The following is a 25,582-nucleotide window of genomic DNA, read 5'->3' as shown; positions in this document are numbered from 1 at the left end:
GCTCAGTCGGCCGTGTTCACGGCGTCCTGCCGGTGGATCGTCAGGCCCTCCAGCGAACGCGCGGGCGCCGGGAAGAACAGGCTGGCCAGGTAACCCACCACCACGCAGACCAGGATGGAGATGGCCAGGTAGAAATACGGGTGCACGAGGTCGAACCACCACGCCACGAACGTCAGCACGATCGCGGTGACGATGCCGATCGCCACGCCCTGCGAATTCGCCCGGCGGGTGAACATGCCCAGCGTGTACGCGCCGGCGAAACCGCCGCCGAGCAGGCCGGCCAACTCGATCGATACGTCGAACAGCGAACCGATGTCGAAACGCGACAGCACCAGCGCGGCGCCAATGCCGACCAAGCCGACCACCACCGTCATGATCTCGGCGAAGAACACGCCCTTCTTCTGCGACGTGTCCTTGGCGAAACGCTCGTAGAAGTCGACGGTGATCAGCGTGGCCACCGAATTCATGATGCCCGACAGCGTCGCCATCGCGGCGGCGAAGATGCCGGCGATGATCAGGCCGGTCACGCCCATCGGCAGTTCCGCGGCGATGAACAGCGGGAAGGTCGCGTCGACCGGCAGCAGGGGATTCATCCGCTCGGGATTGTTCTTGTAGTAGACGAACAGCGCCGTGCCGATGCCGTAGAAGACGAAACCGCCGGGAATCATGATCGCGGCGAAGGCCCACACCGAGCGCCCGGCTTCCTTGTCCGACTTCGTCGACAGCACGCGCTGCATCAGCACCTGGTCCTTCGGGAAGGTCAGCACCACCTCGAACAGCACGAGGAAGATGAAGCCCCAGACCGTGGCCTTGGTCAGGTCGAAGCTGAAATCGAACAGCTTCGTCTTGTCCTCCGCCATCGCGATCTGGGTGAACTCGCCGAAGCCGCCCTTCAGCGTCCAGACGATGAAGAGGATCGCGAAGATCGCACCGCCCATCTTCACGATGACCTGGACCACGTCCGTCCAGATGACCGCCTTCATGCCGCCCATCGCGGTGTAGATGATGGTGAACCCACCCATCAGCCACACGCTCCAGACCACGTCGATGCCGGTGATGGTGGAGATGGCGAGCGCCGGCAGGAACAGGATCACGCTCATCCGGCTGCCGATCTGCATCAGGATCGCCAGCGCGCTGGCCAGCATGCGGATGCTCGGGTGGAAGCGCGTCTCCAGGTAGGAGAACGTCGACATCAGGTTCAACCGGCGCAGCAACGGCACGATCCACACCGCCACGAACATCAGGCCGAGCACGGCGATGAGGTTGTTGGTGAGGTATTGCCAGTTGGTCTCGAAGGCTTTCGCGGGGATCGCGATGAAGCTGATCGAGCTGGTGTTGACCGCATACAGGCTCAGGCCCGCGGCCCAGAACGGGATGGTGCGGCTGCCGACGAAGAAGTTCTCGGTGGAGTTGCGCTTCTCGCGCAGGTAGAAGTACAGGCCGATGCCGATCATCGCGGCCAGGTAGACCACGATCACCAGCCAGTCCAGCCACGTCAGCAGGTGCTTGCCGGACTGCAGCTGCAAGGTGTTGAGCTTGCCATCCGGGCCCGACCATGCCAGACCGTCACCCCAGGCCGTCACGCCCGCGACACCGGGCGGCACGGTCGCGGGCAGCGTGGCCCAGGCCTTGGTGATGGTGTGGAATGTCACCAGTCGGGGCGCATCCACGCCGCCTTCGGAAACCAGATACAGCAGGTGCGCCTGTCCGATCGTGCGGGCCGCCTGCGGCACCAGCCGGCCGGGCAGTGCAGGCATCGGCGTCCATCCTGTTTCCCGATGCCAGCGCCAGAGCGCGTCGCCGCCGGCGCCGGGCACGGTCGCGAACAGGTCGCCGCGTTGCGCGAGAAGGCTGGAAGCACCGCCCGAAGGCCAGGCATCGAGCGCGGTCCAGCCCATCGATGCGGCGGCGAGCGTCACCTGGTAGAGGCGCGGTGAGCCTGTCGCGTCGAGACCGCCGGCATACAGCTGTCCTTCCGCTTCTGCGAGCCTGACGTCCCGCAGCGGCGCAGGCCACGCCGGCAGCGTGCGCAGCACCAGCCGCCCCTGTTCCAGCGCCGCGACTGAAACCCCGGCGGATGCCTGGCCGTCGCCCGCTGTCTGCAGCAGGTAGAGCGTGCCTTTGGCGGCGCCGACCCAGGTGGCCGGCACGGGGATGTCCGCACCGAGGGGGAGCGGTTGCCAGGCCTTCGCGCCCGCCGGCAGTTGCCACGCAGTGCCCTCGTGGAACGCCACCAGCGCATTGCCGACGGCATGGACATCGCCCATCGTGCCGGCGGAGGGCGCAGGCAGCACCTCCTGCCGCACCGTCGTCAGGCTTTCCGCATGTGCAGGCGATGCTGCCCCGCCCACGATCGCCCAAGCCAACAGCACGAGCGCATGCATCGCCGCGCGCTGGATGCGGGCGGTCGCGGACCGCACTGCCGGATGTTTCATGCTGTCCCCTTGTCACGATCTGCAAGCGCCAGTACGGCGCGTGCCCGCGCCAGGAAAGGCGCATCCACCATGCGGCCATCCACGGCGAAGGCGCCTTCGCCTGCCTCGTCCGCCTTCTGCACGGTACGGCGCGCGTCGTCGATCTCTTTCGCCGAAGGCGCGAAGAGGTCGTTCGCCCATGCCACCTGGCGCGGATGCACGCAACTCTTGCCTGCGAAACCGAGCGCGCGCGCGGCGTCGGCTTCCGCACGGAAGCCGGCTTCGTCGTCGAGGCCCGGGAATGCCGCATCGTAGGCGAACGCGCCGGCCTCTGCGGCCGCCATGCGCAACGCGTACTGCGCGGCATGCACGTTGCGCAGGTCCGTGCGGCGGATGCCGTAGGGCTCGAAGAGATCGCCCAGGCCCAGTTGCAGGCCGCGCACGCGCGGATGGGCCTGCGCGATCTTCGCGGCGTGACGCAGTGCGCGCTGCGTTTCGATGTTCACCAGCAGGCCCACGGCCCGCCGCACGCCGAGGCGCACCTCGATCGCATCGATCTCGCTGATCGCCTGGCGCAGTTGCTCCACCGACTCGATCTTGGGGAGGTTGAGAAGGTCGATGTCCAGCGGCAGGATCGCGCGCAGGTCGTCCTCCCACGCGGACGAGTTCCATGCATTCACCCGGACGACGACCTGCTTGCCGGCGCCGCGGTGGGGAGCGCTGCGCAGGAACGCAGCCACCTGCGTGCGCGCGGATGCCTTGTCGTCGCCGGCGACCGCATCTTCGAGATCGAAGGACAGCAGGTCGGCGTCGCCGGCCAACGCCTTGGCGAACAGCGCGGGGCGACTGCCGGGCACGAACAGTTTGCTACGCATGGACGGCGCTCATCATGGCGCGCAGTCTGCGGGAATCGGGCCACGGGCAAAGCCCGCGGCGGCATCTTCAAACGATAGTTTTTCCTGCGTCCGGGAATGTCGCAACGCAACATTCCCTGTTGGCCGCAAGGACGTTCAGCGCCGGACGTCCAGGCTGTTCTCGCCGAGGAGCGCCTGCACATCGGCCGCGCCGAGCAGATTGAAGTCGCCGGGCAGCGAATGCTTGAGGCAGGCCGCCGCCACGCCGAAGTGCAGCGCCTGGGCCACCGGCATGCCGGTCAGCCCGCCGTGCAGGACGCCCGCGGCGAACGCGTCGCCGGTGCCGATGCGGTCGACGATGGGCGACACCTCGTGCGCGGGCGTCGTGTGCAGCGCCCCTTCACGCAGGGCCGTGATCCCCGAGAGCACATGATGGTCGACGCTGCGCTGCACGCGCACGGTCGCCGCCATCTGCTGGAGGTGCGGGAACGCCTGGAACGCGGCGGCCGCGCCGGCGGCGAAACGCTCCTGCGGCGTCGCCTGCGGGAAGTCCAGGCCCAGCACCACCTGCAGGTCGCGGTGGCTGGCGAACAGAATGTCCGCCTGCGCCATCAACCCGCGCAGGATCGCGGGTGCGTCGCCGCCCCAGGCTTCCCACAACTTCGGGCGGAAGTTGCCGTCGAAGGACACCTTCACCCCGGCCGCGCGCGCCGCCATGACGGCCGCCAGCACGCCGTCCGCCGCACGCTGGCCGAGCGCGGGCGTGACGCCCGAGACATGCAGCCACTGCGCACCGGCCAGCAATGCGGGCCAATCGTGGGCACCGCCACCGGCACGGGCGAAGGCGGAGTCGGCGCGGTCGTAGAGCACTTCGCTCGGCCGCTGGATGGCACCGGGCGTGAGGAAGTAAAGCCCCATGCGTCCGGATTGCGGCTGCACCGCTGCGGTATCGACGCGGTGACGCCGCAGTTCACCGAGCGCCGCTTCGCCCAGCGCGTTGTCCGCCACGACGCCCACCATGCGCGCGTCGTGGCCGAAACGCGCGAGCGACACCGCGACATTCGCTTCCGCGCCGCCGACATGCACGTCGAGCACCGGCGACTGCAGCAATACCTGCCTGCCAGGCGCACCGAGGCGCAGCAGCAGCTCTCCGAAACACACGATCTTTGCCATTGCAGCACTCCTCCCGTTGCGGTGTCGCGTCGATGCGCATGCGCCGTCCAGCGTTGTCCCGAGGACAAGATAATCCGGGTCCGGCGGCAGTTGTTGTTGCAGCGCACACTCTGTTAGCGTTGCTTTTGACCAGCGGTGTCATTTTATCAGCTGGCACGATCTGGAAGGGAATACACAGCAGTTTTTTGCTAACAAAACAGTCGCACACGCGGCCATGGTCCCTTGAGGAGGGGAGAACATGCCAGTCAGTCAACACCGCCGGAAGACACCGGTTACCTTGCTTGCCGTTTCGATCGGCCTCGCGCTGCAGATGAGTGCAGCCGCGCACGCCCAGGAAGCGGCGCAGACGACCGGGTCCGGTCAGGCCGCCCCTGCCCAGCAGAGCGTCGATACGCTGGATACCGTCAGCGTCACCGGCTACCGCGCCAGCGTGGAAAAGGCCCTCGACATCAAGCGCGGCGAAGCCGGCATGGTCGACGCCATCGTGGCCGAGGACATCGGCAAGTTCCCCGATCTCAACCTCGCCGAGTCGCTGCAGCGCATCCCGGGCGTCGTGATCACCCGTGATGCCGGCGAAGGCCGCAACATCTCGGTGCGGGGCCTGGGTCCCCAGTTCACCCGCGTGCGCATCAACGGCATGGAAGCCCTGACCACGGTCGGCTCGACCGACCAGCAGGGCGGCACCAACCGCAGCCGCAGCTTCGACTTCAACGTGTTCGCTTCGGACCTGTTCTCGCAGCTGATCGTGCGCAAGACCGGCCAGGCCGACGTCGAGGAAGGCTCGCTGGGCGCGACCGTGGATCTGCGCACCGCGCGCCCGTTCGACTACGACGGCTTCACGCTGGCGGCCAGCGGCCAGGTGGCGTACGCCGACATGGGCGACTACACCGACCCGCGCGTGGCCGGCCTGATCTCCAACACGTGGGCCGACGGCAAGTTCGGCGCCCTGCTTTCGTTCGCCTACACGGAACGCCAGGCGCTCGAGGAGGGCAGCGGTTCGGGCCGCTGGGCCGGGGGAACCAGCAACGGCGGCTTCAATGCGGCATCGCCGTTCGCGGCGGCGCGCGCGGCCGACGTGTATCACCCGCGCTTTCCGCGCTACACGCTGATGGAACACGATCAGGAACGCACGGGCATCACGGCCTCGCTGCAGTTCAAGCCATCCGACCGCACGCAGTTCGCCCTGGATGCCCTGTACTCGAAGATCGACGCCGTGCGCGACGAGCGTTACATCGAAGCCATTTCCTTCAGTCGCGGCGCGTGTGCGGCCGGCCCGGCCGGCAATGCATGCCGTGCGGCCGGCAGCGGTGGCAAGCCCGAAACGATCGTCCGGGACGGCGTCATCCAGAACGGTGCGCTCGTCTACGGTCTGTTCGACGATGTCGACATCCGGTCCGAGAGCCGCCACGACGAGTGGAACACCGTCTTCACCCAGCTCGGCCTGGAAGGCGAGCACGAGTTCACCGACAACTTCAAGATCAGCGGCAAGGTCGGCACGTCCAAGTCGGAGCATGAGAATCCGATCCAGACGACGATCATCATGGACAAGTACAACGTCGACGGCTACAGCTACGACTACCGCGGCAATCCTTACAAGCCGGTGCTCAACTACGGCATCGATCCGACCGATCCCAACGGGTGGACGCTCGCCGAAGTGCGCTTGCGCCCGCAGTACGTCGACAATTCATTCGACAACGCGCAGCTCGACTTCAACTGGAACCTCAGCGCCGGCTTCCGCCTGAAGGGCGGCGTGCAGGCCAAGGACTACACCTACGACAGCCGCGAACTGCGCCGCGCCTCGGAAGTGACCGTGCCGACGTTCTCCAGCGGCACCCGCATCGTTCCGGCGGACCTGACCACGCTCGCGCGCCTGTCCAGCGTCACCGGCTCGCCCGGCGTCTGGGTGATTCCCGACCTGCAGGGCGTCGCGGATGCGCTGGACATCTACAGCAACTCGGGCACGTTCGCGATCGTCCCGCGCCCGGTGAACACCACCAGCGTCGAGGAGCAGGACCGCGGCGTCTACCTGATGGGCGAGTTCTCCGCGGACCTGGGTCCCATCCCGCTGTCGGGCAATTTCGGCGTGCGCTATGTGCGGACCAAGCAGAGCTCCACCGGCATCGCGACGGCCAGCGGCTCGCCCGTCGCGACGACGGTGTCGCGCGAGTACAGCGACACACTGCCCTCGATGAACCTGGTCGCCGAGATCACGCCGGACTTCCTGATCCGCTTCGGCGCGGCCAAGGTCATGGCGCGTCCGGGCCTGGGCAGCCTGACGCCGGGTGTGACGGTCAACGTCAGCGGCGGTGCACGCACCGTCAGCGGCGGCAACCCGCTGCTCAATCCCAACCGCGCCAAGACCGCGGACCTGGGGTTCGAGTGGTACTTCAACGAGGGCGCCATGCTGGGGCTGGCGCTGTTCTACAAGGACATCGACAGCTTCGTGCAGACCACCCGCGTCGTTCAGCCCTACTCGGCCAGCGGCCTGCCTGCCAGCCTGCTGGACGGTACGGGCGCCACCGTCGACGACGATTTCGTGTTCAGCGTTCCGCTCAACACGCCCGGCGGCGAGCTGAAGGGCTTCGAAGCGAATTACATCCAGCCCTTCACCTTCTTGCCCGGCAAGTTCAGCAACCTGGGGCTGCAGTTGAACTACACCTACGTCGACTCGCAGATCCAGTACCTGACCTCGACCGGTGCGAACTCGTTCAACACGGACCTCACCGGCCTGTCCAAGCACGCGTGGAATGCGACGCTGTTCTACGAGGGCGAGCGCTTCTCGGGCCGCATCTCCGCCACCAATCGCGACGACTACCTGCTGCAGGTACCCGCCACGGAAGCCGGGTTCGACGTCCATGGCCAGACCGGCACGACGACGGTCGATGCCTCGGTCCGCTGGAAGATCAACGACAAGCTCGAACTCAGTCTGGAAGGCATCAATCTGACCGAGGAAGTCCAGGAATCCTGGGTGGCCAACACCAACGGCCAGCTGCCGCTGGACTACAGCGAGACCGGTCGCCAGTACCTGCTCGGCCTGCGCTACAAGTTCTGACCGCACCGCCGCGAACCTTGGTTCGCCCGAAAGCCCGGCCGCCAAAGGCCGGGCTTTTTTTGTTTCCTGATGGCCGGAAAACGATTACAGCCCCCCTTTGTCCATGGGGACATTTTTCTTATTCGAATCAACCACTTGTTGTTGCGATGCACACTCTGTTAGCGTCTCTGACCATCGGTGTCATTCAAGTGCGCCGAGCATGGAATCTGGGGAGTTTCCACACGTCGTCGGCACCGCCCGGCACGCTCACATGATTGGCAGCCCTTGGGAGGGGGACGTCATGACGCATCAATCCAACCGCCGGAAGACACCGGTGTCCACACTCGCGTTCTCGATCGCCCTCGCCCTGCACGCGCCCGCCTTCGCACAGGCACAGGACGCGCAGGCAGCCTCGCCCGCCACCACCGACCTTGATCGCATCGAAGTCGTCGGCACGTTCCGCGCCAGCCTGGAAAAGGCGCTGGAAGAGAAACGCTACAGCGCCGAGCAGATCGACGCCGTCGTGGCCGAGGACATCGGCAAGTTCCCGGACCTCAATCTGGCCGAAGCGCTGCAACGCATCCCGGGTGTGGCGATCGACCGCGACGCCGGCGAAGGACGTTCGATCACCGTGCGCGGCCTGGGCCAGGACTTCACCCGCGTGCGCATCAATGGGCTGGAAGCGCTCGCCACCACCGGCGGCACCGATAGCTCCGGCGGCGCGAACCGCGGCCGCGGCTTCGACTTCAACGTGTTCGCCTCCGAACTCTTCAGCAAGCTGACGGTGCGCAAGACACAATCCGCGCAGATCGACGAAGGCTCGCTGGGCGCCACGGTCGACCTGCGCGGCGCCCGACCGTTCGACTACGACGGCTTCACGGCGACTGCGACCAGCCAGATGGGCTACAACGATCTGGCGAAGGACTGGGATCCCCGCTTCTCGGCGCTGATCAGCAACACCTGGGCCGATGGCCGGTTCGGCGCGTTGCTGTCGGCCGCCTACAGCGAGCGGCATCTGCTGGAAGAGGGTTACAGCGCCGTGCGCTGGGACAATGGGCCTTCCTCCAACGGCTTCTGCAGCCCGGTCGGGTATGCGCCGCAGAACAACGCCAACAACAGCGGCCGTGGTACGACCGCATTGAACTGCTCGACCGGCAATCCGCGGCCCGCCAATACCCAGGCCAACAACGACGCCTACCGGCTGGCGTCGGCGGCCACCACGTTCCACCCGCGCCTGCCCCGGTACGGCCGCCTCACCCACGACCAGGAACGCCTCGGCGTCACCGCCGCGCTGCAGTTCAAGCCGACGGACGGCACGTTGCTGAGCTTCGATGCGATGTACTCCAAGCTCGATGCGACGCGCCAGGAGGACTTCCTCGAGACCATCTCGTTCAGCCGCTCCAACACGCAGGGTGGCAAGTACGAGACGCACGTGCTGCAGGCCGAGGTGGATGAGCGCGGCAACCTGGTCTACGGCGTATTCGACAATGTCGACGTGCGCTCGGAATCCCGCTTCGACGAGCTCTCCACCGAATTCACCCAGTACAGCCTGACGCTGGAACAGGACATTACCGACAGGCTGAAGCTGACCGCGCTCGCCGGCACTTCGCGCTCGGAGTTCAACAACCCGGTCCAGACCACGGTCACTCTCGACATCCAGAACCTGGACGGCTACAGCTGGGACTATCGCGGCAACAGCCGCCTGCCCGTCATCACCTACGGCAACCTGGACGTGACCAGCCCTGCCGCATGGCGCTGGATCAGCAGCCCGGCCGCGAACACGACGGGCTCGGAGATCCGCATCCGTCCGCAGGGCGTGGACAACACCTTCGACACCGGCAAGCTCGACCTCGACTTCGCCATCAACGAGACCTTCACCCTGCGCGGCGGCGCGTCGTACAAGCGCTTCGGCATGGATACGTGGGAGTTCCGCCGCAGCAGCGAGACCTCGGTACCGGCGCTGCCCACGGGCACCACCGTGGCCGACATCTCCACCCTGGTCACCGGCTTCGGGCGCGGGCTGGATGGACGCGGCCCGAGCGCGTGGCTGATCCCGGACCTCAATGCGATCGCCGGCCTGTTCGACATCTACTGCAACTGCAACACCGGTGTGCCCGGCGGCGACTTCACCCTGAGCAGCATCACCAACGGCAACGCGCGCGGCAACAACCGCAGCATCAGCGAAGAAGACTGGGGCGGCTACCTGCAGCTGGACTTCAACACGGACCTGATCGGCCGTCCGCTGCGCGGCAACCTCGGCGTGCGCTACGCCACCACGGACGTGGAAGCCAGCGGCTACACCTCGGTCGGCGGCGGCAGCCCGGTGACGGTCACCAACGATTACAAGGACTGGCTGCCCTCGTTGAACCTGGCGTGGGACGTCACCGACGACGTCGTGCTGCGCTTCGGCGCCGCCAAGGTCATGGCGCGTCCGCAGCTGGGCAACCTGTCGCCCGGCGCCGGCATCACCACCACCGGCTCACCCAACATCCGGGTGGGCAATCCCTACCTGCAACCGTTCCGGGCGAAGACCTACGACTTCAGCGCCGAGTGGTACTTCGCCGAAGACTCGGTGCTGTCACTGGCGTTGTTCTACAAGGACATCGAGACCTACATCCAGGAATTGCGGGAGAACATCGCCTACCGCGACACGGGCCTGCCGCTGGAATGGGTACCGTCGACGTTCTGGGACGTGGAGTTCGACGTGCGCACGCCGATCAACACGCCCGGCGGCCCGCTCAAGGGCTTCGAGCTGAACTACCAGCAGCCCTTCAGCTTCCTGCCGGGCGGGTTGCGCCACTTCGGCGTGCTGCTGAACTACACGCATGTCGAATCGGACATCGACTACGCCGTCCCCGGCAGCTTCCCGGTGACCTACATCGCCAACGACCTGGTCAACCTGTCGCCGGATTCGTACAACGCCACGCTTTACTACGACAACGATCGGTTCAGTGCCCGCGTGTCCACCTCGTTCCGCGACGACTATCTGCAGCGCGTGCCGGGCCAGAACAACAACGACGTGGAAGGCAAGCGCAGCGCGCGCAGCGTGGACCTGTCCATGTCGTACAAGTGGAACAAGCGACTCACCCTCACGCTGGAAGGCCTCAACCTGACCGACGAGTTCAACGACCAGTACGTGGATTCGGCGGGCGATCGCGCGTCGGTGTACCACCACACCGGGCGGCAGTACTACGTCGGCGCGCGGTTCAACTTCTGATTCCGGCGCACCGGCAGCGCAGGGGGCGACGTGCCCGTTGGGAAGCCGAACGAAGAAAGGGCCCGCCTCACGGCGGGCCCTTTCCGCCCTTGCGGATCTGCGGGCACGCCGTCAGCGCAGCGGCTCGCCGCGCGGATAGCCCGCGAGGGGTTCCATGGTGTCCAGGTTCCATTCGCTCTCGACGAACGGCTTGCGCGCTTCCTTGTACTGCGGGTATCCGCCGACCTGCTCCTGGCTGTCGATGATTTCGCCCCGCCCTTCGATGACGTCAGCGACGATACGGCGGTCGATCAGGTCGCGGTTCCAGGGCGTTGCGCCCACGTGCTCGATGACGGCGTCCTGCACTTTCTGCGAGGGAAGCAACGCGACGCCGAACGGCAGCGCAGGCGCGCTCTTCAGCCGGTTGAGCTTCAACGGCGCAGTGGTGTAACTGCCCGTGTCCGGAATGCTCGTGTTGCCGACGCGATCGACGACGAGATTGTCCTGCAGATGGAGATCCAGGTCGCCGGAGCCACCGATCATGAAGAAGGCCAGCGGCTCAGTGGAGCGACCCGCCCGCATGACGTTGCCACGCACCACCATCTCGCCACGCGAGTACGGATGGCCCAGCCATTCCTCGGCGATCAGGTTGTAGTGGATGGCCCGCTGGCCCGGGTTGTAGATCAGGTTGTTGACGACCTGCCCACGCGCGCCGCCCTTGAACAACGGGCTGCGCTCGTAGTTGTGTGCGTACAGGTTGCCGACGATCAGCACCTCGTTGACGTGGTCATGGATCAGCGATCCCTTGGAGTGCTCGCCCTTGGGGTGGGTGGCGTTGGCGAGGCCCTCGCCGACAATGTTGTTGCTGTAGGTGATCCTGCGCGAGGCGTTGGCCATCCACTCGGTTTCGTTCTCGCCATGGAAGCGGGTGCTGGAGGCCGACAGGTTCTCGTCCGTCGCCCAGGTGAGCGAGCAGTGGTCGACGATCACGTCGTGCGCGCCGCGCACGGTCGTGATCGCATCGATGTCGCCCGACCGCTTGGCCATGCCGCCGTCGCCGGGACGGATGCGGATGTGGCGGATCACCACATCGTGGGCGGCGATGGTCAGCCCGCCCTTGATGATCGTCACGCCCGGGTGCGGGGCCGTTTGCCCGGCGACGGTGAGGAAGGGTTCGGTGATGCGCAGCTCCTTCATGCCCAGGTCGATCACGCCGCCCACTTCGAACACCACCGTGCGCGGACCCTTGGCCATCAGCGCGGCCTTGAGCGAACCGGGGCCGTCGGCCGCCAGCGTGGTCACGCGCAGCACGGCGCCGCCACGGCCGCCGGGCGTATGGGCGGCACTGCCCTGCGCACCAGGGAACGCCAGCGGTCCCGCCTCGGTGGCCACGGCCAACGTCGCCATCGACATCAGCAGCGTGAACGCCAAGAGGCGGCTCAGCCGGCAGGCACCCGCCAGCCGGGGGATACGGATATGAAGCATTGGCTCCCTCCCAGGAGTGGATCGATGCATCGTGGCATCGGGTCGGTTTTTGCGGCAGTGCACATTGTCAATGACACCGGTTTACCATATACAGGCCACAGCGGCGCTGTCACTCGGCAGTGCAACAAACAGAGCGGGGAGAACCCTCTTGAGCAATGACAGCAGCGCCCTGGCCCGCGAGCGTGCGCAGGCCCCGGATCTGGCGACCATCGCGGACAGCTTCGTCGCCGCGCGCCGCCAGGGCCGTGCGCTTCCCGCCTTTCCCGGCGAGATTCCCGCCGACCTGGCGACCGCGTACCGGGTGCAGGACTTCGCCATCGCCCAATGGCCGGACCGCGTGGTGGGCTGGAAGGTCGGCTACATCGCGCCCGAGCGCCGCGACGCCTCCGGGGACGAGCGCCTGCTTGGCCCGATCTTCGCCCGCGCCTTCCGGATGACCACCGGTGGTCAAGATGACTTCCACGTGTTCGCCGGGGGCTTCGGCGCCGTCGAGGCCGAGTACGTCCTGCGCCTGGACGCCGACGCGCCGGCCGGGAAGACCGACTGGACGCCCGAAGAGGCGGCCGCCGTCCCGTCCACGCTCTTCATCGGCATGGAAGTCGCCAGCAGCCCCTTGGCCACCATCAACCAGCTGGGGCCGCGCGTGGTCGTGTCCGATTTCGGCAACAACAACGGCCTGGTGATGGGCGCGGAAATCCCCGACTGGGCGGCGCGCACCGACGCTTCGCTGACCTGCAGCACCTGGATCGACGGCGAGCGCGTCGGCCAGGGCGGCGCCACCACGTTGCCGGGCGGCCTGCGCGCGGCCTTCGCCTTCGCGCTGTCGCGTTCGGCGCGTCGCGGGCGTCCGCTGCAGGCAGGCGATTTCATCGCCACGGGCAATGCCACCGGCATCCACGACATCCTGCCGGGCCAGGTGGCGCGCATCGACTTCGACGGTCATGGCAGCATCGCGTGCCGTGCCGTGGCCGCCACGGCCCTGGACGAGGGAGACTGGCGCGCATGATGAACCGTCGTCGTTTCCTCGGCGCCGGCCTGGGCGCCGCGGTCGCTGCGCCGCTGGCGGGCTCGCTCGCCCATGCGGATGCGGGCCGTCGCGTGCTGACCGCGTCCGACGTGCACGTGAAGGACTATCCCACCGTCGAGGCCGTCCGCTGGATCGGCGATGCGATGGCGCGCGAGACCGGCGGCCGCCTGTCGCTGCGGCAATACCATTCCGGCCAGCTGGGCCGCGAGGCCGAAGCCATCGACATGGCGCGCTTCGGCGTGATCGACATCACCCGGGTGTTCTCCGGCGCGCTCAACAACGCGCTGCCGTTGACCCAGGCGCTGTGCCTGCCGTACGTGTTCGATTCGGTTGCGCACCTGCGCCGGGTCATCGATGGCGAGGTCGGCCAGGCGGTGCTCGACAGCTTCGTCGCGCGCGACCTGGTGGGCCTGGCGATCTACGATTCCGGCGCACGCTGCTTCTACAACAACAAGCATCCCATCCGGGTGCCCGCCGACCTGCACGGCATGAAGGTGCGCGTGGCGGCATCGGACATCTTCATCCGCCTGATCCGCCTGCTCGGCGCGAACCCCACGCCGATGTCGCTGGGCGAAACGTTCTCCGCCATGGAAACGCACATGATCGACGGCGCCGAGAACAACATGCGCAGCTTCCATTCCAGCCGCCATTTCGAGGCGGCGAAGTACTGGTCGGAGACGCGGCATTCCTATGCGCCCGACGTGCTGGTGATGTCGCGCAAGAGCTTCGAATCGCTGCAGCCCTCGGATCGTGCCTTGCTGGTGCGCCTGGCGCGCGAGTCGGTGCCGGTGATGCGGGCGAAGTGGGACGCCTCGGAGGACGCCGCGCGCAAGGCGGTGCTGGAACACGGCATCCAGACCAACGACGTGGATATCGCGGCCTTCCGCAAGGCCGCGCAGCCGCTGCTGGACGCCTACCACCAGCAGCCCGAGATCGAAGCCCTTTACCGTCGCATCCGCGATCTGGCCTGACGAGGCACGCCCATGACCGAGACCGCCGCTACCCTTCCGGCCGGCCCCGTGCAGCGCACGCTGGACCGCCTGGCCGACGCCGCCATCGCCATCGCCGCCACCGCCCTGATCGGGCTGGTGGTCGTGCAGGGCTGGCAGGTATTCACCCGCTATGTGCTCAACGACTCGCCCAGCTGGACCGAGCCCGTCACGCTGCTGTTGCTGAGCACGGCGATGAGCCTGGGCGCCGCCACCGGCGTGCACACCAACCGCCACTTCAGCTTCCACCTGCTCGCCGAGAGCCTGCCGCCGCTCGCGCGCCGTGCGCTGGCCGTGGCGCGTCCGCTGCTGATCGCGGCCGTGGGCGCGATGATCGCCGGCTGGGCTGCCGTGCTGCTGCTCGATGGCCTGAACATCAAGATCGCCGGTGCGTCGATGCCGCAGAGCATCAACTACCTGCCGCTCTCGATCAGTGGCGTGCTGATCTGCGTGTTCGCACTGAACAAGGCGTGGCAGGCGACGCAGCCCGCCCGCGAAGAAGGAGTCTGATCCGTGGCCATCGCCATCCTGCTGGGCGCCTTCGTCCTGTTGCTGCTGTTGGGTGTTCCCGTCGCATTCGCGCTCGCGGTGGCCGCCCTGGCCACCCTGCTCTATCTCGATGTGCCCTCGATCGTGCTCGTGCAGCAGATCTCCGCGGGCTCCGGCTCGGTCTCGCTGATCGCGATCCCGCTCTTCATCTTCGCCGGCGAACTGATGCTGCGGGGCGGTATCTCCGAACGGCTGATCGCGCTGGCGTCGTCGCTGGTCGGTCGCATGCGCGGCGGCCTGGGGCAGGTCAGCGTGCTGTCGTCGCTGTTCTTCGGCGGCGTGTCGGGCTCGGCGCTGGCCGACGTGTCGGCCGTCGGCGGCACGATGATTCCGCAGATGGTCAAGCGCGGTTACGACGTGGACTACGCCGTGAACGTCTGCATGACCGCCGCGCTGGTCGCGCTGCTCGTGCCGCCGTCGCACAACCTGATCCTGTTCTCGGCGGCGGCCGGCGGCGGCATCTCGATCGCCGATCTCTTCGCCGCAGGCATCGTGCCGGCGCTGCTGATGACGGTGGCGATGATGATCACCGGCTACGTGGTGGCGCGCCATCGCGGCTACGGAACCGAACCCTTCCCGGGCTGGCGTGCGGTAGCGATGCGGCTGGTCGGCGCGCTGCCCGGCCTGGGCCTGGTCACGCTGATCTTCGTCGGCATCCGCGCCGGCATCTTCACCGCGGTGGAATCGGCGGCCATCGCCGTGGTCTACGCGCTGCTGGTCACCGCACTGCTGTATCGCCAGTTGCGTTGGGCCGAGTTCCGCGGCGCGGTGGTGCATGCCGCGCGCACGACGGGCGTGATCCTGTTCGTCATCGCCACTGCCGCCGTGTTCGGCTGGCTGCTGGCCTACCTGCAGGTGCCGGCCGCGGCGGTGGACTTCCTGCAGTCGATCGCCGACAGCCAACGCACCGTGCTGCTGATGATCGTGGTGATCCTGCTCGTGCTGGGCATGTTCATGGACCTCGCGCCGAAGATCCTGATCTGCACGCCGATCTTCCTGCCTGTGGTGAAGGCCTACGGCATCGACCCGATCCACTTCGGCCTGGTGATGGTGCTGGCCGGCGGCATCGGCCTGGTCACGCCGCCCGTAGGCTCGGTGCTGTTCATCGGTACGTCCATCGGCAAGATCACCGTGGCGCAAAGCATGCGCACCATCTGGCCGTTCTGGCTGGCGGCGCTGGCGGTGCTGCTGATCGTGGCGTTCTTCCCCGAGCTGTCGCTGTGGCTGCCGCGGGCGCTGAGGGGATGATCTGCGCGCGCGCTTTGGTCGTCGCGTTGCTGTGGGCGCCGCTGTCGGCGGCCATGGCGGCGTCGACCGCTACGCCCTCGCTCGCCGGGTTCGAGGACGCCATCCACCACTGGCGCAACGTGCATGGCGATGCCTATCCGCGGTATGCGCCGGACCAGGTCGCGCTGATCGCCGACAACATCCTGCGCTACCAACGGACCGACGGCGGCTGGATCGAGAACCAGGATCCCGCGCGGATCCTCGACGAGCCTGAGAAAGCGCGTTTCGATGCCGAAGCCCGCAAGTCCGGCGGCAGCTTCGACAACCGCAACATCTACACGCAGGTGGACTACCTGGCCACGGCATACGCGATCACCGGCGATGCGCGGTACCGCAATGGCAGTCTGAAGGGCCTGGCGTTCACCCTGGCCCAGCAGATCCCGGCGTGCGGCGGATGGCCGCATACGGTGCCGGCCACGCAGTCCTACCACCCGCACATCACCATCGCGGACGACGTCACCGCCGGCGTGCTCGGCACGCTGCGCAAGGTGCTCACCGATACCCGGCGCTACGCCTTCGTCGACGCGGCGCTGCGCGCACGCGTGCAGGCGGCCGTCGAAGCCGGCGATGCCTGCCTGCTGCGCCTGCAGGTGCGCCAGGGCAACACGCTCGCGGGCTGGGCCGGCCAGTACGATGCGCGAACACTGGCGCCCGCGCAGGGCCGCAAGTTCGAATTGCCCTCGATCACCGGGCAGGAAACCGTCGGTGTCGTGCGCTACCTGATGTCGATTCCCGATCCCTCGCCCGAGGTCGTGAAGGCCGTGGACGGTGCGGTGGCCTGGCTACGCCACGTCGAGATCACCGGCCAGCGCATCGAGACATTCGACGCGCCGACGGAGCAGTTCCAGTACCACAGCAGCGCCAAGGACCGTCGCCTGGTCGCCGACCCGGCCGCGACCGGGCTGTGGGCGCGCTTCTACGACACGAAGGACAACAGCGTGGTACTCGCCACGCGCGACAGCCAACGCGTCGCGCGCTACGAGGATATCCCGCGCGAGCGTCGTACCGGTTACGAGTGGTACGGCAGCTGGCCGAAGCGGCTGCTGTCGAAGGAATACCCGCAATGGAAGGCGTCGCACCCCGCTTCGCCTTGAGGACGCTCCGCATGCTGTCGACCCGCTTCATCGCCACCGCCCTGCTCTGCTGCCTCGCTTTCGTCGCGCAGGCGGGGGATACGCCGCCCGCATGGAAACGCGGCATCGAGCACCAGCGCCAGGCCGACCTCGGCGACGGCACTTTCCTGAATCCGGTGTTGGCGGGCGACCGTCCTGATCCGTCGGTGCTGAAGGACGGCGACGACTACTACCTCACGCTGTCCTCGTTCACGGCGTATCCCGGGCTGCCGATCTGGCACTCGCGCGACCTGATCAACTGGCAGCCGGTCGGTCATGCCATCACCCGGAACGTCGGCTCGATCTGGGCACCGGACCTGGTCAAGCACCAGGGCCGCTACTACATCTACTTCCCGGCCCGCGTCGGCGGCACCGAATCGCCCCGCCGCAGCAACTTCGTGGTGTGGGCCGACGACATCCGCGGACCGTGGAGCGAGCCGATCGACATCGGCCTGCCCGGCCACATCGACCCCGGCCATGCGGTCGGCGAAGACGGTAAGCGCTACCTGTTCCTCAGCGCCGGCGACTACGTGCAGTTGGCCGACGACGGCCTGAGCACCGTGGGCGAGGTGAAGCACGTCTACGGCGGCTGGCGGTATCCCGAATCGTGGGACGTGGAGGGTTACGCGCAGGAAGGGCCGAAGATCACCTTCCGCGACGGCTGGTACTACATGATCACCGCCGTGGGCGGCACCGCCGGACCGCCCACCGGTCACATGGTGATCGTCGCCCGGTCGCGCTCGATCCACGGGCCTTGGGAGAACGCGCCGAACAATCCGGTGGTGCGCACGACTTCGCGCGACCAGTACTGGTGGTCGCGCGGGCACGCCACGCTGGTGGAGGACGCCGCAGGGCAATGGTGGATGATCTACCACGGCTACGAGCACGAGTTCTGGACGCTCGGCCGGCAGGCATTGCTCGATCCGATCGCGTGGACGGACGATGGCTGGTTCGTCGCCCAGGGCGGTGATCTGAGCCGCCCGCTGCGCAAACCCGCGGGCAAGGCCCTTTCGCCCCACGGCATGGCCCTGTCCGACGACTTTCGCGGCGGCCGGCTGGGCCCGCAGTGGGCCTTCTACGATCCGGCGCCCGATGAAGCCCGTCGACTCACGTTCGGCGACGGCGTGATGACGTTGCAGGGCAAGGGGACCTCGCCGCGCGACAGCTCGCCTCTTGGCGTCATTGCCGGCGATCTCGCCTACCAGTTCGAGGTCGAGATGGAGGTCGAACCCGGCGCGCAGGGCGGCGCGGTGCTGTTCTACAACGACCGCCTCTATGCGGGCGTGGGCAGCAACGGCGAGCAGTTCGTGATGCACCGTTATGGCCTGGAACGCCCCGGGAAGCTGGCCCCCAGCACGAAGGGCGGCAGGCTCTGGCTGCGGGTCACCCACAACCGCCATATCGTCACGATCCATACCAGCGCGGACGGGAAGACCTGGACCAAGTACCCCGTGCAGATGGAGGTGTCCGGCTACCACCACAACGTCGCCGGGGGCTTCCTGGCCCTGAAGCCGTCCCTGTATGCGGCTGGCCAGGGGAAGGTGCACTTCCGTAATTTCCGCTACCGCGCGCTGGACTGACCCCCAGCCGCTAGAATCCCCTCGACCGACGAACGGACCCGCATCGCCCCATGCCCGCGCGCAAGAAGCCCGAAAGCCCCGCCGCCCTGCCCACCGGTGGCAAGGCCGCGACCATCAACGACATCGCGCGGCTCTCCGGTGTCTCCAAGAAAACGGTTTCGCGGATCATCAACCACTCGCCGCTGGTCCGTAAGGACACGCGGGAGAAGGTCGAGGCGCTGATGCGGGACGTGGGCTACGTGCCGGACCCGATGGCGCGCGGCCTTGCGTTCCGCCGCTCGTTCCTGATCGGCATGGTCTACGACAACCCGACCGCCCAGTACATCGTGAACATGCAGTACGGTGCACTGGATGCGCTTCGCGACTCCGGCTTCGAGCTGGTCGTGCATCCCTGCGACAGCCGCAGCCCCGGCTACATCGACGGCGTGCGCCGTTTCGTGCAGCAGCAGAAGCTGCACGGTGTGATGCTGGTGCCGCGTGCCTCGGAAGACCAGGCGCTGGCGGACATGCTCGCCGAGATCGGCTGCCGGTATTCCCGGATCGCCTCGGTCTCGATGGACGAACCCTCGCGCATGGTGGTCACGCACGACCGCGACGGCGCGGCCGAAGCGGCCGAGTACCTGCTCTCGCTCGGCCACACCGACATCGCGCTGATCACCGGCCCCAGCGCCTACCGTTCCTCGATCGAGCGTACGGACGGTTTCGTGCAGGCGCTCGCCAAGCGCGGCCTGGAACTGCCGAAGTCGCGCATCATCGAAGCCGGATACACCTTCGAATCCGGCGTGGTCGCGGCCGAGAAGCTGCTGTCCGGCAAGAACCGCCCCACCGCGATCTTCACCGGCAACGACGAGATGGCCGCCGGCGTCTACAAGGTGGCGATGCGCGCCGGGATCAGCATCCCGCGCCAGCTGTCGGTGGTCGGATTCGACGACAGTCCGCTGGCCTCCCGTCTGTGGCCCTCGCTGACCTCGGTCCGCCGCAACACCCGCGATACCGGCCGCACCGCCGCCGCCATGCTGATCCAGCCGGAAGGCACCCCGGTGCTGGCGGCGGCCAGCATCCGCCCGCACCTGATCATCCGCGACTCCTCGCAGCCGCCGGAGTAAGCCGCCCCGTGCGGCCTCGGCCGCAGTGCCGCACCGCAAAATGACACCGGTTACCAAAGTCCGTAGAATCCGCCCCACACCTCTTACCGACGCTGCCCCAAGGCGCGTCCGCACCGACGGAGCCCCGCCCATGTTCTGCAAGACCTACCACGCCACCCACCCGGACATGATGGACGGCGCGAGCAACGACCAGCTGCGCGACCGCTACCTGATCGGCGACCTGTTCGTCGCCGACACGGTGCAGCTGAACTACTCGCACAACGAGCGCTTCGTGATCGGCGGTGCCGCGCCGGTGTCGAAGAAGGTCGACCTGCCGCGGCAGACCGAACCCGCTTCGGCCGCCGGCAAGCCCTTCCTGGAGCGTCGCGAACTGGGCGTGATCAACGTCGGCGGCGGCACGGGCAAGATCACCGTCGACGGCACCACGTACGCGCTCGGCCCGAAGGACGGCCTGTACGTGGCGATGGGCAGCGCCGACGTGGCGTTCGAGTCCGACGACGCGGCCAACCCGGCCAAGTTCTACCTCACCTCGACGCCGGCGCACGCGCGCTTCGAGACCAAGCAACTGTCGATCAAGGATGCGGTGGCGCTGGAGCGTGGCGCGCTGGAGACCAGCAACGAGCGCACGATCTACCAGTTCATCGTGCCGGCCACGTGCCAGTCGTCGCAGCTGCTGCTCGGTCTGACCGTGCTGAAGACCGGCAGTGTGTGGAACACCATGCCGCCGCATCTGCACGACCGCCGCAGCGAGGTCTATTTCTACTTCGACCTGGCCGACAACGACCGCGTCTACCACTTCATGGGCGAACCGGAAGCGCAGCGCCACATCGTCGTGCAGAACGACGAAGCCGTGGTCTCGCCGCCGTGGTCGATCCACATGGGTTCGGGCACCAGCAACTACGCCTTCATCTGGGCGATGGGCGGCGAGAACCTGGACTACACCGACATGCACGTGCTGGACATCTGCCAGCTGAAGTAACCGACGTCATGTAGAGCCGAGCTTGCTCGGCTGGGCGTTTCATGAGAACGCGCAATCAAGAGCAGCGGAGCAAGCTCCGCTCTACACCACCTGCAGCAGCACATACCGAGGGGCACCCGATGGCAAGCAATCCTTTCAGTCTCGAAGGCAAGGTCGCCCTGGTGACCGGCGCCAATACCGGCCTGGGCCAGGGCATCGCGCTGGCGCTGGCCGAAGCCGGCGCCGACATCGCCGCGGCGGGCATCGTCGAAGCCGCGGAAACCAGCGAGAAGGTGCGCGCGCTCGGGCGCCGCTTCCTCAACCTGGAAGCGAACCTGATCAGCATCGATCCCGTCGAGCGTCTGGTGAAGGAAACCGTCGTGGGTCTGGGCGGGCTGGACATCCTGGTCAACAACGCCGGCCTGATCCGTCGCGCCGACGCCGTGGATTTCAGCGAGAAGGACTGGGACGACGTCATGAACGTCAACATCAAGTCCGCGTTCTTCATGTCGCAGGCCGCGGGCCGCCACTTCATCGCGCAAGGCAGCGGCAAGATCATCAACATCGCCTCGATGCTGTCGTTCCAGGGCGGCATCCGCGTGCCGTCGTACACGGCCAGCAAGTCGGGCATCGCCGGCATCACCCGCCTGCTCGCCAACGAGTGGGGCGCCAAGGGCGTGAACATCAACGCCATCGCGCCCGGCTACATGGCTACCGACAACACCGCGCAGCTGCGCGCCGACGCCGATCGCAACAAGGCGATTCTCGACCGCATCCCCGCCGCCCGTTGGGGCGAGCCTTCCGACCTGGGCGGTACGGCGGTGTTCCTGGCGTCGCGTGCGTCGGACTACGTCAACGGCGCCATCATCCCCGTCGATGGTGGCTGGCTGGCACGCTGAGTTTCTTTCCCCTTGCTGCAGCGACACGGGCCGCGCCCCTCTCCGACGCGGCCCGTGTCGTTTTCGCCTTCCGATACGGTGTCGCCATGGTCCGTGCTTTCGCCTCGCTCGTCCTGCTGGCCGCCCTGCCCGCTTTCGCGCATGCCGCACCGCCCCGGCAGGTCTTCATCGCCGGCGATTCCACGGCCAGCCCCTACGGCCCGGAACGCGCACCGCGCGAGGGCTGGGGCCAGCAGTTGCAGGGCTTCCTGGCCGAGGATGCCTATGTCGTCCGCAACCATGCGCAGAGCGGCCGCAGTTCGCGCAGCTTCATCGCCGAAGGCTGGTTCGACGGCATGGCCAAGGACATCCGCAAGGGCGACGTACTGCTGATCCAGTTCGGCCACAACGACGAGAAGATCGAGGACCCCACCCGCTACAACGAGCCGCAGCGCGCGTTTCCCGAGTGGCTGATGCGCTACGTGGCGCTCGCGCGCGAGAAGGGTGCCACCCCGATCCTGGTGACGCCGGTGGCGCGGCGTAAATTCGACCGCGGGCAGCTGCTCGATACGCACGGACTGTACGCACAGGCCGTGCGCGACTTGGCGCAGCGCGAGCAACTCGGCCTGATCGACCTGACCGCCCTGAGCATGGACTGGCTGCGCGCCGCCGGCGACGAGGCCAGCAAGGCCTACTTCATGCACGTGCCGGCACAGGACCAGCAGGACGACACCCACTTCCAGCAGCGCGGCGCCGTCATGGTGGCGTGCCTGGTGGTCGCGGGATGGAAGCAGATCGATCCGTCGCTCGCCAGCCACGTTACCCGCGACACCGATTGCGGTGCGCCTGCCACCGCGCTCGCCGACCGCAAGGCGCAGCCGAATCCGTCGCTCGTCGTGCACGACCGCGACATCGCTACGCCGCAGCCCGGACCGCACGGTGGCGCCGGCGCCACCACGGCGTATCCGTTCTTCCGCGATGCGCCCGCGCTGGGTTTCGAGTTCCGCAAGCGCGTGCTGCACAAGGGCGCGGGCATCGGCCTGCACCAGCATCACAAGGACGAGATCTACTACGTGCTCAGCGGACGTGGGGTGTACGAGCTCGACGGCACGGTACAGCCCGTGCAGGCGGGCGATGCGATGCTGACCCGCCCGGACAGCACCCACGCGATCCGCCAGGACGGCGACGAAGATCTCGTGCTGCTGATCATGTACGCGAAGAAGCCGCAGTAACGCCAGCGCGCATGCCGGGTTACGGCTGCGGCCGGCCCCAGCGACGGTAGGTCGATTCCAGCGCACTGCGCAGGCGACGGTATTGCGGGCTGCCGGGCTCGGTCTGGAGGCGACCGGCGACCGCTTTCCATCCGCCCTCATGGTCGCGCGACCATTCGCGCACGATCGCGCGGCACGGCTGCCCGACGATCTGCGCCAGCGCGCAGGCCATGAAGATATCGCCCGCGGTCCAGTCCGGTTGCTGCTGCATCGCTTCGACATACGCGCGCGGCACGGCGTAGTAGCGCGACATCTCGTCGGCGAAGGCGGCCGGATAGCGCGCGGCGTAATCGTTGATGTCGGTGAGGTGCCGGTCCACGGCGGCATCGCCGCTCGCCGGTGCGTAGGCCGCCACGTCCTGCGCGCGGGCAGGCGCGACGATGGCCAGGCAGGCCAGCAGTATCAGGATGGGCAGCGCGCGTTTCACGCCGCCATTGTGCCGCAGGGCCGCCGCAGGTGCGTCATGCGCCTGGCGTGGCTTCGATCGCGGCGAGCGCGGCGGCCAATTGGTCAGCGCCTTCCACCACCCGCAGGCGTGGCGCATCGTGCGCGACACCGTGCTCGGCCTCCAGCGCCCAGGTCACGTGGTAGGGCATGTGGATGCCCCAGCCGCCGAGTCCGAGCACCGGCTCGATGTCCGATCGCAGCGAGTTGCCGACCATGGCGAAGGCTTCGGGCGCCACCTCTAGTTCGCGCAGCACGCGCGCGTACGTGGCCTCGTCCTTCTCCGAGACCACTTCGATGCGATGGAACAGATCCGCCAGGCCCGACTGCGCGATCTTGGCTTCCTGGTGGAAGAGGTCGCCCTTGGTGATCAGCACGATTTCATGATCGGCCGCGATCTGCGCGACCGCCTCGCGGATGCCCGGCAGCAACTCGACCGGATGCTGCAGCGTGGCGCGCCCGATCTCGATCACGCGATGCAGATCGCGCGCGCTGATGCGTTCGTCGGACAGCTGGATCGCGGTCTCCAGCATCGACAGGGTCATGCCCTTGACGCCGTAGCCGAAGATCCTCAGGTTGCGGCGTTCGACCTCCAGCAGGTGGCCATGGGTGCGCGGGTCGCTGAGGTCGACGTAGGCGCCCAGGATCGCCTCGAAGTCGGCTTCCGCCTGGCGGTAGTAGTCCTCGCTCTTCCAGAGCGTGTCGTCGCCATCGAAGCCGACCCATTGGATACGCGCCATGCCGAGTGCCTGCCGTCGTGCTGGAGGGGCGCGCAGGATAGCAGTCACGTGCGCAGCACGAATGGAATGGCCGCCCGGAGGCGGCCATTCCTTTGCGGACGTCAGGTGCCCGACGCGCCGACTCAGCCGCCGCTGGCAGGCTGCGTCGTGCTGCCGTCGGCGGGCGGCGGCGTGGTTTCCGGCGCGTTCGGGTTGGCCGGCGGCGGCAGGTTCGGATCGGTCGGCGGTGCGTTCGGATCCGTCGGCATCGCCGGATCGGTCGGCGTCGGGGCCGGCGGCGCAACGTCGGCCGGCGGCGTGGTCTCGACCGGCTCAGGGGCCGCGGCGGCCGGGGTGTCTTCCGGCTTCGGACCACAGGCCGTCAGCAGGCCTGCGCCGAGCACGGCCGTGCCGAGCAGCAGGAGCCGCTTGTCGAGCAATCGGTGGATACGGGTGTTCATGGATGTTCTCCAGAGGGGGAAGGATCAGGACTGGCCCTGCGCATAGACGGCGTATTCCTCGGGCGTCAGACGGCCGTCGGCATCGGTGTCGAGGGTGCCGAAGGCCTGCGCGAGCGGCGGATCCATGGCGGCCTCGTCCTTGCTGATGGCGCCATCCGCATTTGCATCGAGTTCTGCGAAGGGCTTGGGCGCGGACGGTGCCGGCGCGCTGTGCGGCGGGTTCGAAGGCGCCTGGTCGGCGCGCGAGGCATCCTGGGCCAACGCACCGGGCGCAAGCGCGGCGGTCGCCATCATCGCGAGTGCGACCGCGAGGCCGGTGGAGCGGAATGTGGTCTGCGTCATGGGGACCTCCTGTGCCGCCCCGCCTACCAGCGGTACGCGGGGCCATGAAGCGGAAAAGGCGGCACGCCGGCCGCCTTTTCCGGTGATGCGTGTAGCGCGCTGTCGCGCGCCGTCACGCGGTGATGCGGCGTTGCTTACTTCTGTTCGCCGTAGTTCTTGCTGACGAACGCCTTGTACTCGTCGGCGGTCAGCGAACCGTCGGTATTGGCGTCGGCCTGGTCGAAGACCTGGCTCAGGCCCGGGTTGGCCGCGGCTTCTTCCTTGCTGATGTTGCCGTCGCCGTTGGTGTCGACGTCAGCCCAGCCCTGCTTGCCATCGGCCGCGGACTGCGTGCTCTGGGTCGGGCTCTGCGTGGCCGCGCCGGTCGCCTGGTCGGCGGTGGGTTCGGTCTGCTGCGCCTGCTGCGTGGCGGCGTCCTCCGTCTTCTCCTGCGCGAATGCCAGCGGCATGGCCAGCGCAGCGCTCAGGGCGGCCAGGGCGATCAGCGGGGTGCGGGTGTTCTTCGTCATGTCAGTGCTCCGTCTGTCTTCGTTAGAAGTGCGTCCGATTGCGCACGGCCCCACCTTGCAGCGGCGCGTGTGAACGGAAAATGCGCATTGATATGAACGTGCACGCACGCTTAACCACACGCGACATCGCATCGGTTAGCACGGTGTTAGGCACCGGTGACGACGCGGTCATCACTTCGTGGAATGCGTGACGTCGA

The 25,582-nt window shown here is 67.5% G+C and carries 20 protein-coding genes and 1 pseudogene; 12 read left to right on the top strand and 9 right to left on the bottom strand.

What is annotated here, in order from left to right; all coding sequences use genetic code 11:
* Positions 1–2 precede the first annotated feature (2 nt).
* From BLT45_RS03710 to BLT45_RS03700, 3 genes are all read right to left on the bottom strand, one after another.
* Positions 3–2,435, bottom strand: coding sequence for a sodium:solute symporter family protein (locus tag BLT45_RS03710; RefSeq protein ID WP_254771778.1), 2,433 nt, complete (start codon positions 2,433–2,435; stop codon positions 3–5).
* Positions 2,432–3,289, bottom strand: coding sequence for an HpcH/HpaI aldolase/citrate lyase family protein (locus tag BLT45_RS03705; protein WP_093295337.1), 858 nt, complete (start codon positions 3,287–3,289; stop codon positions 2,432–2,434). Before BLT45_RS03705 ends, BLT45_RS03710 begins: the two co-directional genes overlap by 4 nt.
* A 135-nt stretch (positions 3,290–3,424) precedes the next feature.
* Complete coding sequence (locus BLT45_RS03700; RefSeq protein ID WP_093295334.1) at positions 3,425–4,441, bottom strand: sugar kinase; 1,017 nt, start codon at positions 4,439–4,441, stop codon at positions 3,425–3,427.
* Between the two features lie 238 nt (positions 4,442–4,679).
* Here BLT45_RS03700 and BLT45_RS03695 point away from each other — a divergent pair, with 238 nt between their 5' ends.
* Both BLT45_RS03695 and BLT45_RS03690 read left to right on the top strand, forming a co-directional pair.
* A complete protein-coding gene (locus BLT45_RS03695; RefSeq protein ID WP_175455714.1) occupies positions 4,680–7,493 on the top strand; it encodes a TonB-dependent receptor in 2,814 nt (937 codons plus the stop codon).
* A gap of 280 nt (positions 7,494–7,773) precedes the next feature.
* The gene (locus BLT45_RS03690) at positions 7,774–10,689 is read left to right on the top strand and encodes a TonB-dependent receptor (RefSeq protein ID WP_093295328.1); all 2,916 of its coding nucleotides are present in this window, start codon (positions 7,774–7,776) and stop codon (positions 10,687–10,689) included.
* A gap of 111 nt (positions 10,690–10,800) precedes the next feature.
* On the opposite strand, the gene BLT45_RS03685 is transcribed toward BLT45_RS03690, so the two are convergent.
* Positions 10,801–12,153, bottom strand: a complete 1,353-nt coding sequence (locus BLT45_RS03685) for a pectate lyase family protein (RefSeq protein WP_217629524.1) — start codon at positions 12,151–12,153, stop codon at positions 10,801–10,803.
* Positions 12,154–12,352: 199 nt separating this feature from the next.
* Between BLT45_RS03685 and BLT45_RS03680 the strand changes: the two genes are divergently transcribed.
* The 10 genes and pseudogenes from BLT45_RS03680 (at position 12,353) to BLT45_RS03635 (ending at position 22,871) form a co-directional block, all read left to right on the top strand.
* Complete coding sequence (locus BLT45_RS03680; protein ID WP_093298452.1) at positions 12,353–13,159, top strand: 2-keto-4-pentenoate hydratase; 807 nt, start codon at positions 12,353–12,355, stop codon at positions 13,157–13,159.
* Complete coding sequence (locus BLT45_RS03675) at positions 13,156–14,151, top strand: TRAP transporter substrate-binding protein (RefSeq protein ID WP_093295325.1); 996 nt, start codon at positions 13,156–13,158, stop codon at positions 14,149–14,151. The genes BLT45_RS03680 and BLT45_RS03675 overlap by 4 nt, the downstream gene beginning before the upstream one ends.
* A gap of 12 nt (positions 14,152–14,163) precedes the next feature.
* Positions 14,164–14,679 carry a TRAP transporter small permease gene (locus BLT45_RS03670; RefSeq protein ID WP_093295322.1) on the top strand — a complete coding sequence of 172 codons (516 nt, stop codon included), beginning with the start codon at positions 14,164–14,166 and terminating at the stop codon, positions 14,677–14,679.
* Positions 14,680–14,682: 3 nt separating this feature from the next.
* Positions 14,683–15,966 (top strand): TRAP transporter large permease, encoded by a 1,284-nt coding sequence (locus BLT45_RS03665; protein WP_093295319.1) that lies wholly within the window; start codon positions 14,683–14,685, stop codon positions 15,964–15,966.
* Positions 15,963–17,099, top strand: a complete 1,137-nt coding sequence (gene pelA / locus BLT45_RS03660) for a pectate lyase (RefSeq protein WP_093298448.1) — start codon at positions 15,963–15,965, stop codon at positions 17,097–17,099. Before BLT45_RS03665 ends, pelA begins: the two co-directional genes overlap by 4 nt.
* 92 nt (positions 17,100–17,191) lie before the next feature.
* A pseudogene (locus tag BLT45_RS03655) lies at positions 17,192–18,697 on the top strand (family 43 glycosylhydrolase); the annotation flags it as partial.
* Between the two features lie 50 nt (positions 18,698–18,747).
* On the top strand, positions 18,748–19,803 hold the full coding sequence (locus tag BLT45_RS03650) for a LacI family DNA-binding transcriptional regulator (RefSeq protein WP_093295316.1): 1,056 nt from the start codon (positions 18,748–18,750) through the stop codon (positions 19,801–19,803).
* Positions 19,804–19,933: 130 nt separating this feature from the next.
* Positions 19,934–20,782 carry a 5-dehydro-4-deoxy-D-glucuronate isomerase gene (gene kduI / locus BLT45_RS03645; protein ID WP_093295313.1) on the top strand — a complete coding sequence of 283 codons (849 nt, stop codon included), beginning with the start codon at positions 19,934–19,936 and terminating at the stop codon, positions 20,780–20,782.
* 119 nt (positions 20,783–20,901) lie between these two features.
* Complete coding sequence (gene kduD, locus BLT45_RS03640; protein WP_093295310.1) at positions 20,902–21,660, top strand: 2-dehydro-3-deoxy-D-gluconate 5-dehydrogenase KduD; 759 nt, start codon at positions 20,902–20,904, stop codon at positions 21,658–21,660.
* An 86-nt stretch (positions 21,661–21,746) separates the two neighbouring features.
* Positions 21,747–22,871 (top strand): cupin domain-containing protein, encoded by a 1,125-nt coding sequence (locus tag BLT45_RS03635; protein ID WP_093295305.1) that lies wholly within the window; start codon positions 21,747–21,749, stop codon positions 22,869–22,871.
* Between the two features lie 19 nt (positions 22,872–22,890).
* Here the strand turns inward: BLT45_RS03635 and BLT45_RS03630 are convergent, their stop codons facing one another.
* From BLT45_RS03630 to BLT45_RS03610, 5 genes are all read right to left on the bottom strand, one after another.
* Positions 22,891–23,337: a hypothetical protein gene (locus tag BLT45_RS03630; protein ID WP_254771777.1), complete on the bottom strand. Its 447-nt coding sequence runs from the start codon at positions 23,335–23,337 to the stop codon at positions 22,891–22,893.
* Between the two features lie 34 nt (positions 23,338–23,371).
* Positions 23,372–24,094: an HAD family hydrolase gene (locus BLT45_RS03625; RefSeq protein WP_093295302.1), complete on the bottom strand. Its 723-nt coding sequence runs from the start codon at positions 24,092–24,094 to the stop codon at positions 23,372–23,374.
* A 122-nt stretch (positions 24,095–24,216) separates the two neighbouring features.
* Complete coding sequence (locus BLT45_RS03620) at positions 24,217–24,534, bottom strand: hypothetical protein (protein ID WP_093295299.1); 318 nt, start codon at positions 24,532–24,534, stop codon at positions 24,217–24,219.
* Positions 24,535–24,558: 24 nt separating this feature from the next.
* Positions 24,559–24,876: an EF-hand domain-containing protein gene (locus BLT45_RS03615; RefSeq protein WP_093295296.1), complete on the bottom strand. Its 318-nt coding sequence runs from the start codon at positions 24,874–24,876 to the stop codon at positions 24,559–24,561.
* A gap of 134 nt (positions 24,877–25,010) precedes the next feature.
* A complete protein-coding gene (locus tag BLT45_RS03610; RefSeq protein ID WP_093295293.1) occupies positions 25,011–25,385 on the bottom strand; it encodes an EF-hand domain-containing protein in 375 nt (124 codons plus the stop codon).
* Positions 25,386–25,582 lie beyond the last annotated feature (197 nt).

Source organism: Pseudoxanthomonas sp. CF385 (assembly GCF_900104255.1).
Lineage (GTDB): Bacteria > Pseudomonadota > Gammaproteobacteria > Xanthomonadales > Xanthomonadaceae > Pseudoxanthomonas_A.
The sequence above is the reverse complement of the archived record's forward strand: the minus strand, read 5'-3'. Positions and strand labels throughout refer to the sequence as shown.

Coding starts and splice junctions, on each gene's coding strand:
- BLT45_RS03705 (WP_093295337.1), bottom strand. CDS start 3,289: ATGCGTAGCAAACTGTTCGTGCCCGGCAGTCGCCCCGCGCTGTTCGCC.
- BLT45_RS03635 (WP_093295305.1), top strand. CDS start 21,747: ATGGTCCGTGCTTTCGCCTCGCTCGTCCTGCTGGCCGCCCTGCCCGCT.
- kduD (WP_093295310.1), top strand. CDS start 20,902: ATGGCAAGCAATCCTTTCAGTCTCGAAGGCAAGGTCGCCCTGGTGACC.
- pelA (WP_093298448.1), top strand. CDS start 15,963: ATGATCTGCGCGCGCGCTTTGGTCGTCGCGTTGCTGTGGGCGCCGCTG.
- BLT45_RS03685 (WP_217629524.1), bottom strand. CDS start 12,153: ATGCTTCATATCCGTATCCCCCGGCTGGCGGGTGCCTGCCGGCTGAGC.
- BLT45_RS03610 (WP_093295293.1), bottom strand. CDS start 25,385: ATGACGAAGAACACCCGCACCCCGCTGATCGCCCTGGCCGCCCTGAGC.
- BLT45_RS03670 (WP_093295322.1), top strand. CDS start 14,164: ATGACCGAGACCGCCGCTACCCTTCCGGCCGGCCCCGTGCAGCGCACG.
- BLT45_RS03690 (WP_093295328.1), top strand. CDS start 7,774: ATGACGCATCAATCCAACCGCCGGAAGACACCGGTGTCCACACTCGCG.
- BLT45_RS03700 (WP_093295334.1), bottom strand. CDS start 4,441: ATGGCAAAGATCGTGTGTTTCGGAGAGCTGCTGCTGCGCCTCGGTGCG.
- kduI (WP_093295313.1), top strand. CDS start 19,934: ATGTTCTGCAAGACCTACCACGCCACCCACCCGGACATGATGGACGGC.
- BLT45_RS03695 (WP_175455714.1), top strand. CDS start 4,680: ATGCCAGTCAGTCAACACCGCCGGAAGACACCGGTTACCTTGCTTGCC.
- BLT45_RS03675 (WP_093295325.1), top strand. CDS start 13,156: ATGATGAACCGTCGTCGTTTCCTCGGCGCCGGCCTGGGCGCCGCGGTC.
- BLT45_RS03625 (WP_093295302.1), bottom strand. CDS start 24,094: ATGGCGCGTATCCAATGGGTCGGCTTCGATGGCGACGACACGCTCTGG.
- BLT45_RS03710 (WP_254771778.1), bottom strand. CDS start 2,435: ATGAAACATCCGGCAGTGCGGTCCGCGACCGCCCGCATCCAGCGCGCG.
- BLT45_RS03620 (WP_093295299.1), bottom strand. CDS start 24,534: ATGAACACCCGTATCCACCGATTGCTCGACAAGCGGCTCCTGCTGCTC.
- BLT45_RS03650 (WP_093295316.1), top strand. CDS start 18,748: ATGCCCGCGCGCAAGAAGCCCGAAAGCCCCGCCGCCCTGCCCACCGGT.
- BLT45_RS03615 (WP_093295296.1), bottom strand. CDS start 24,876: ATGACGCAGACCACATTCCGCTCCACCGGCCTCGCGGTCGCACTCGCG.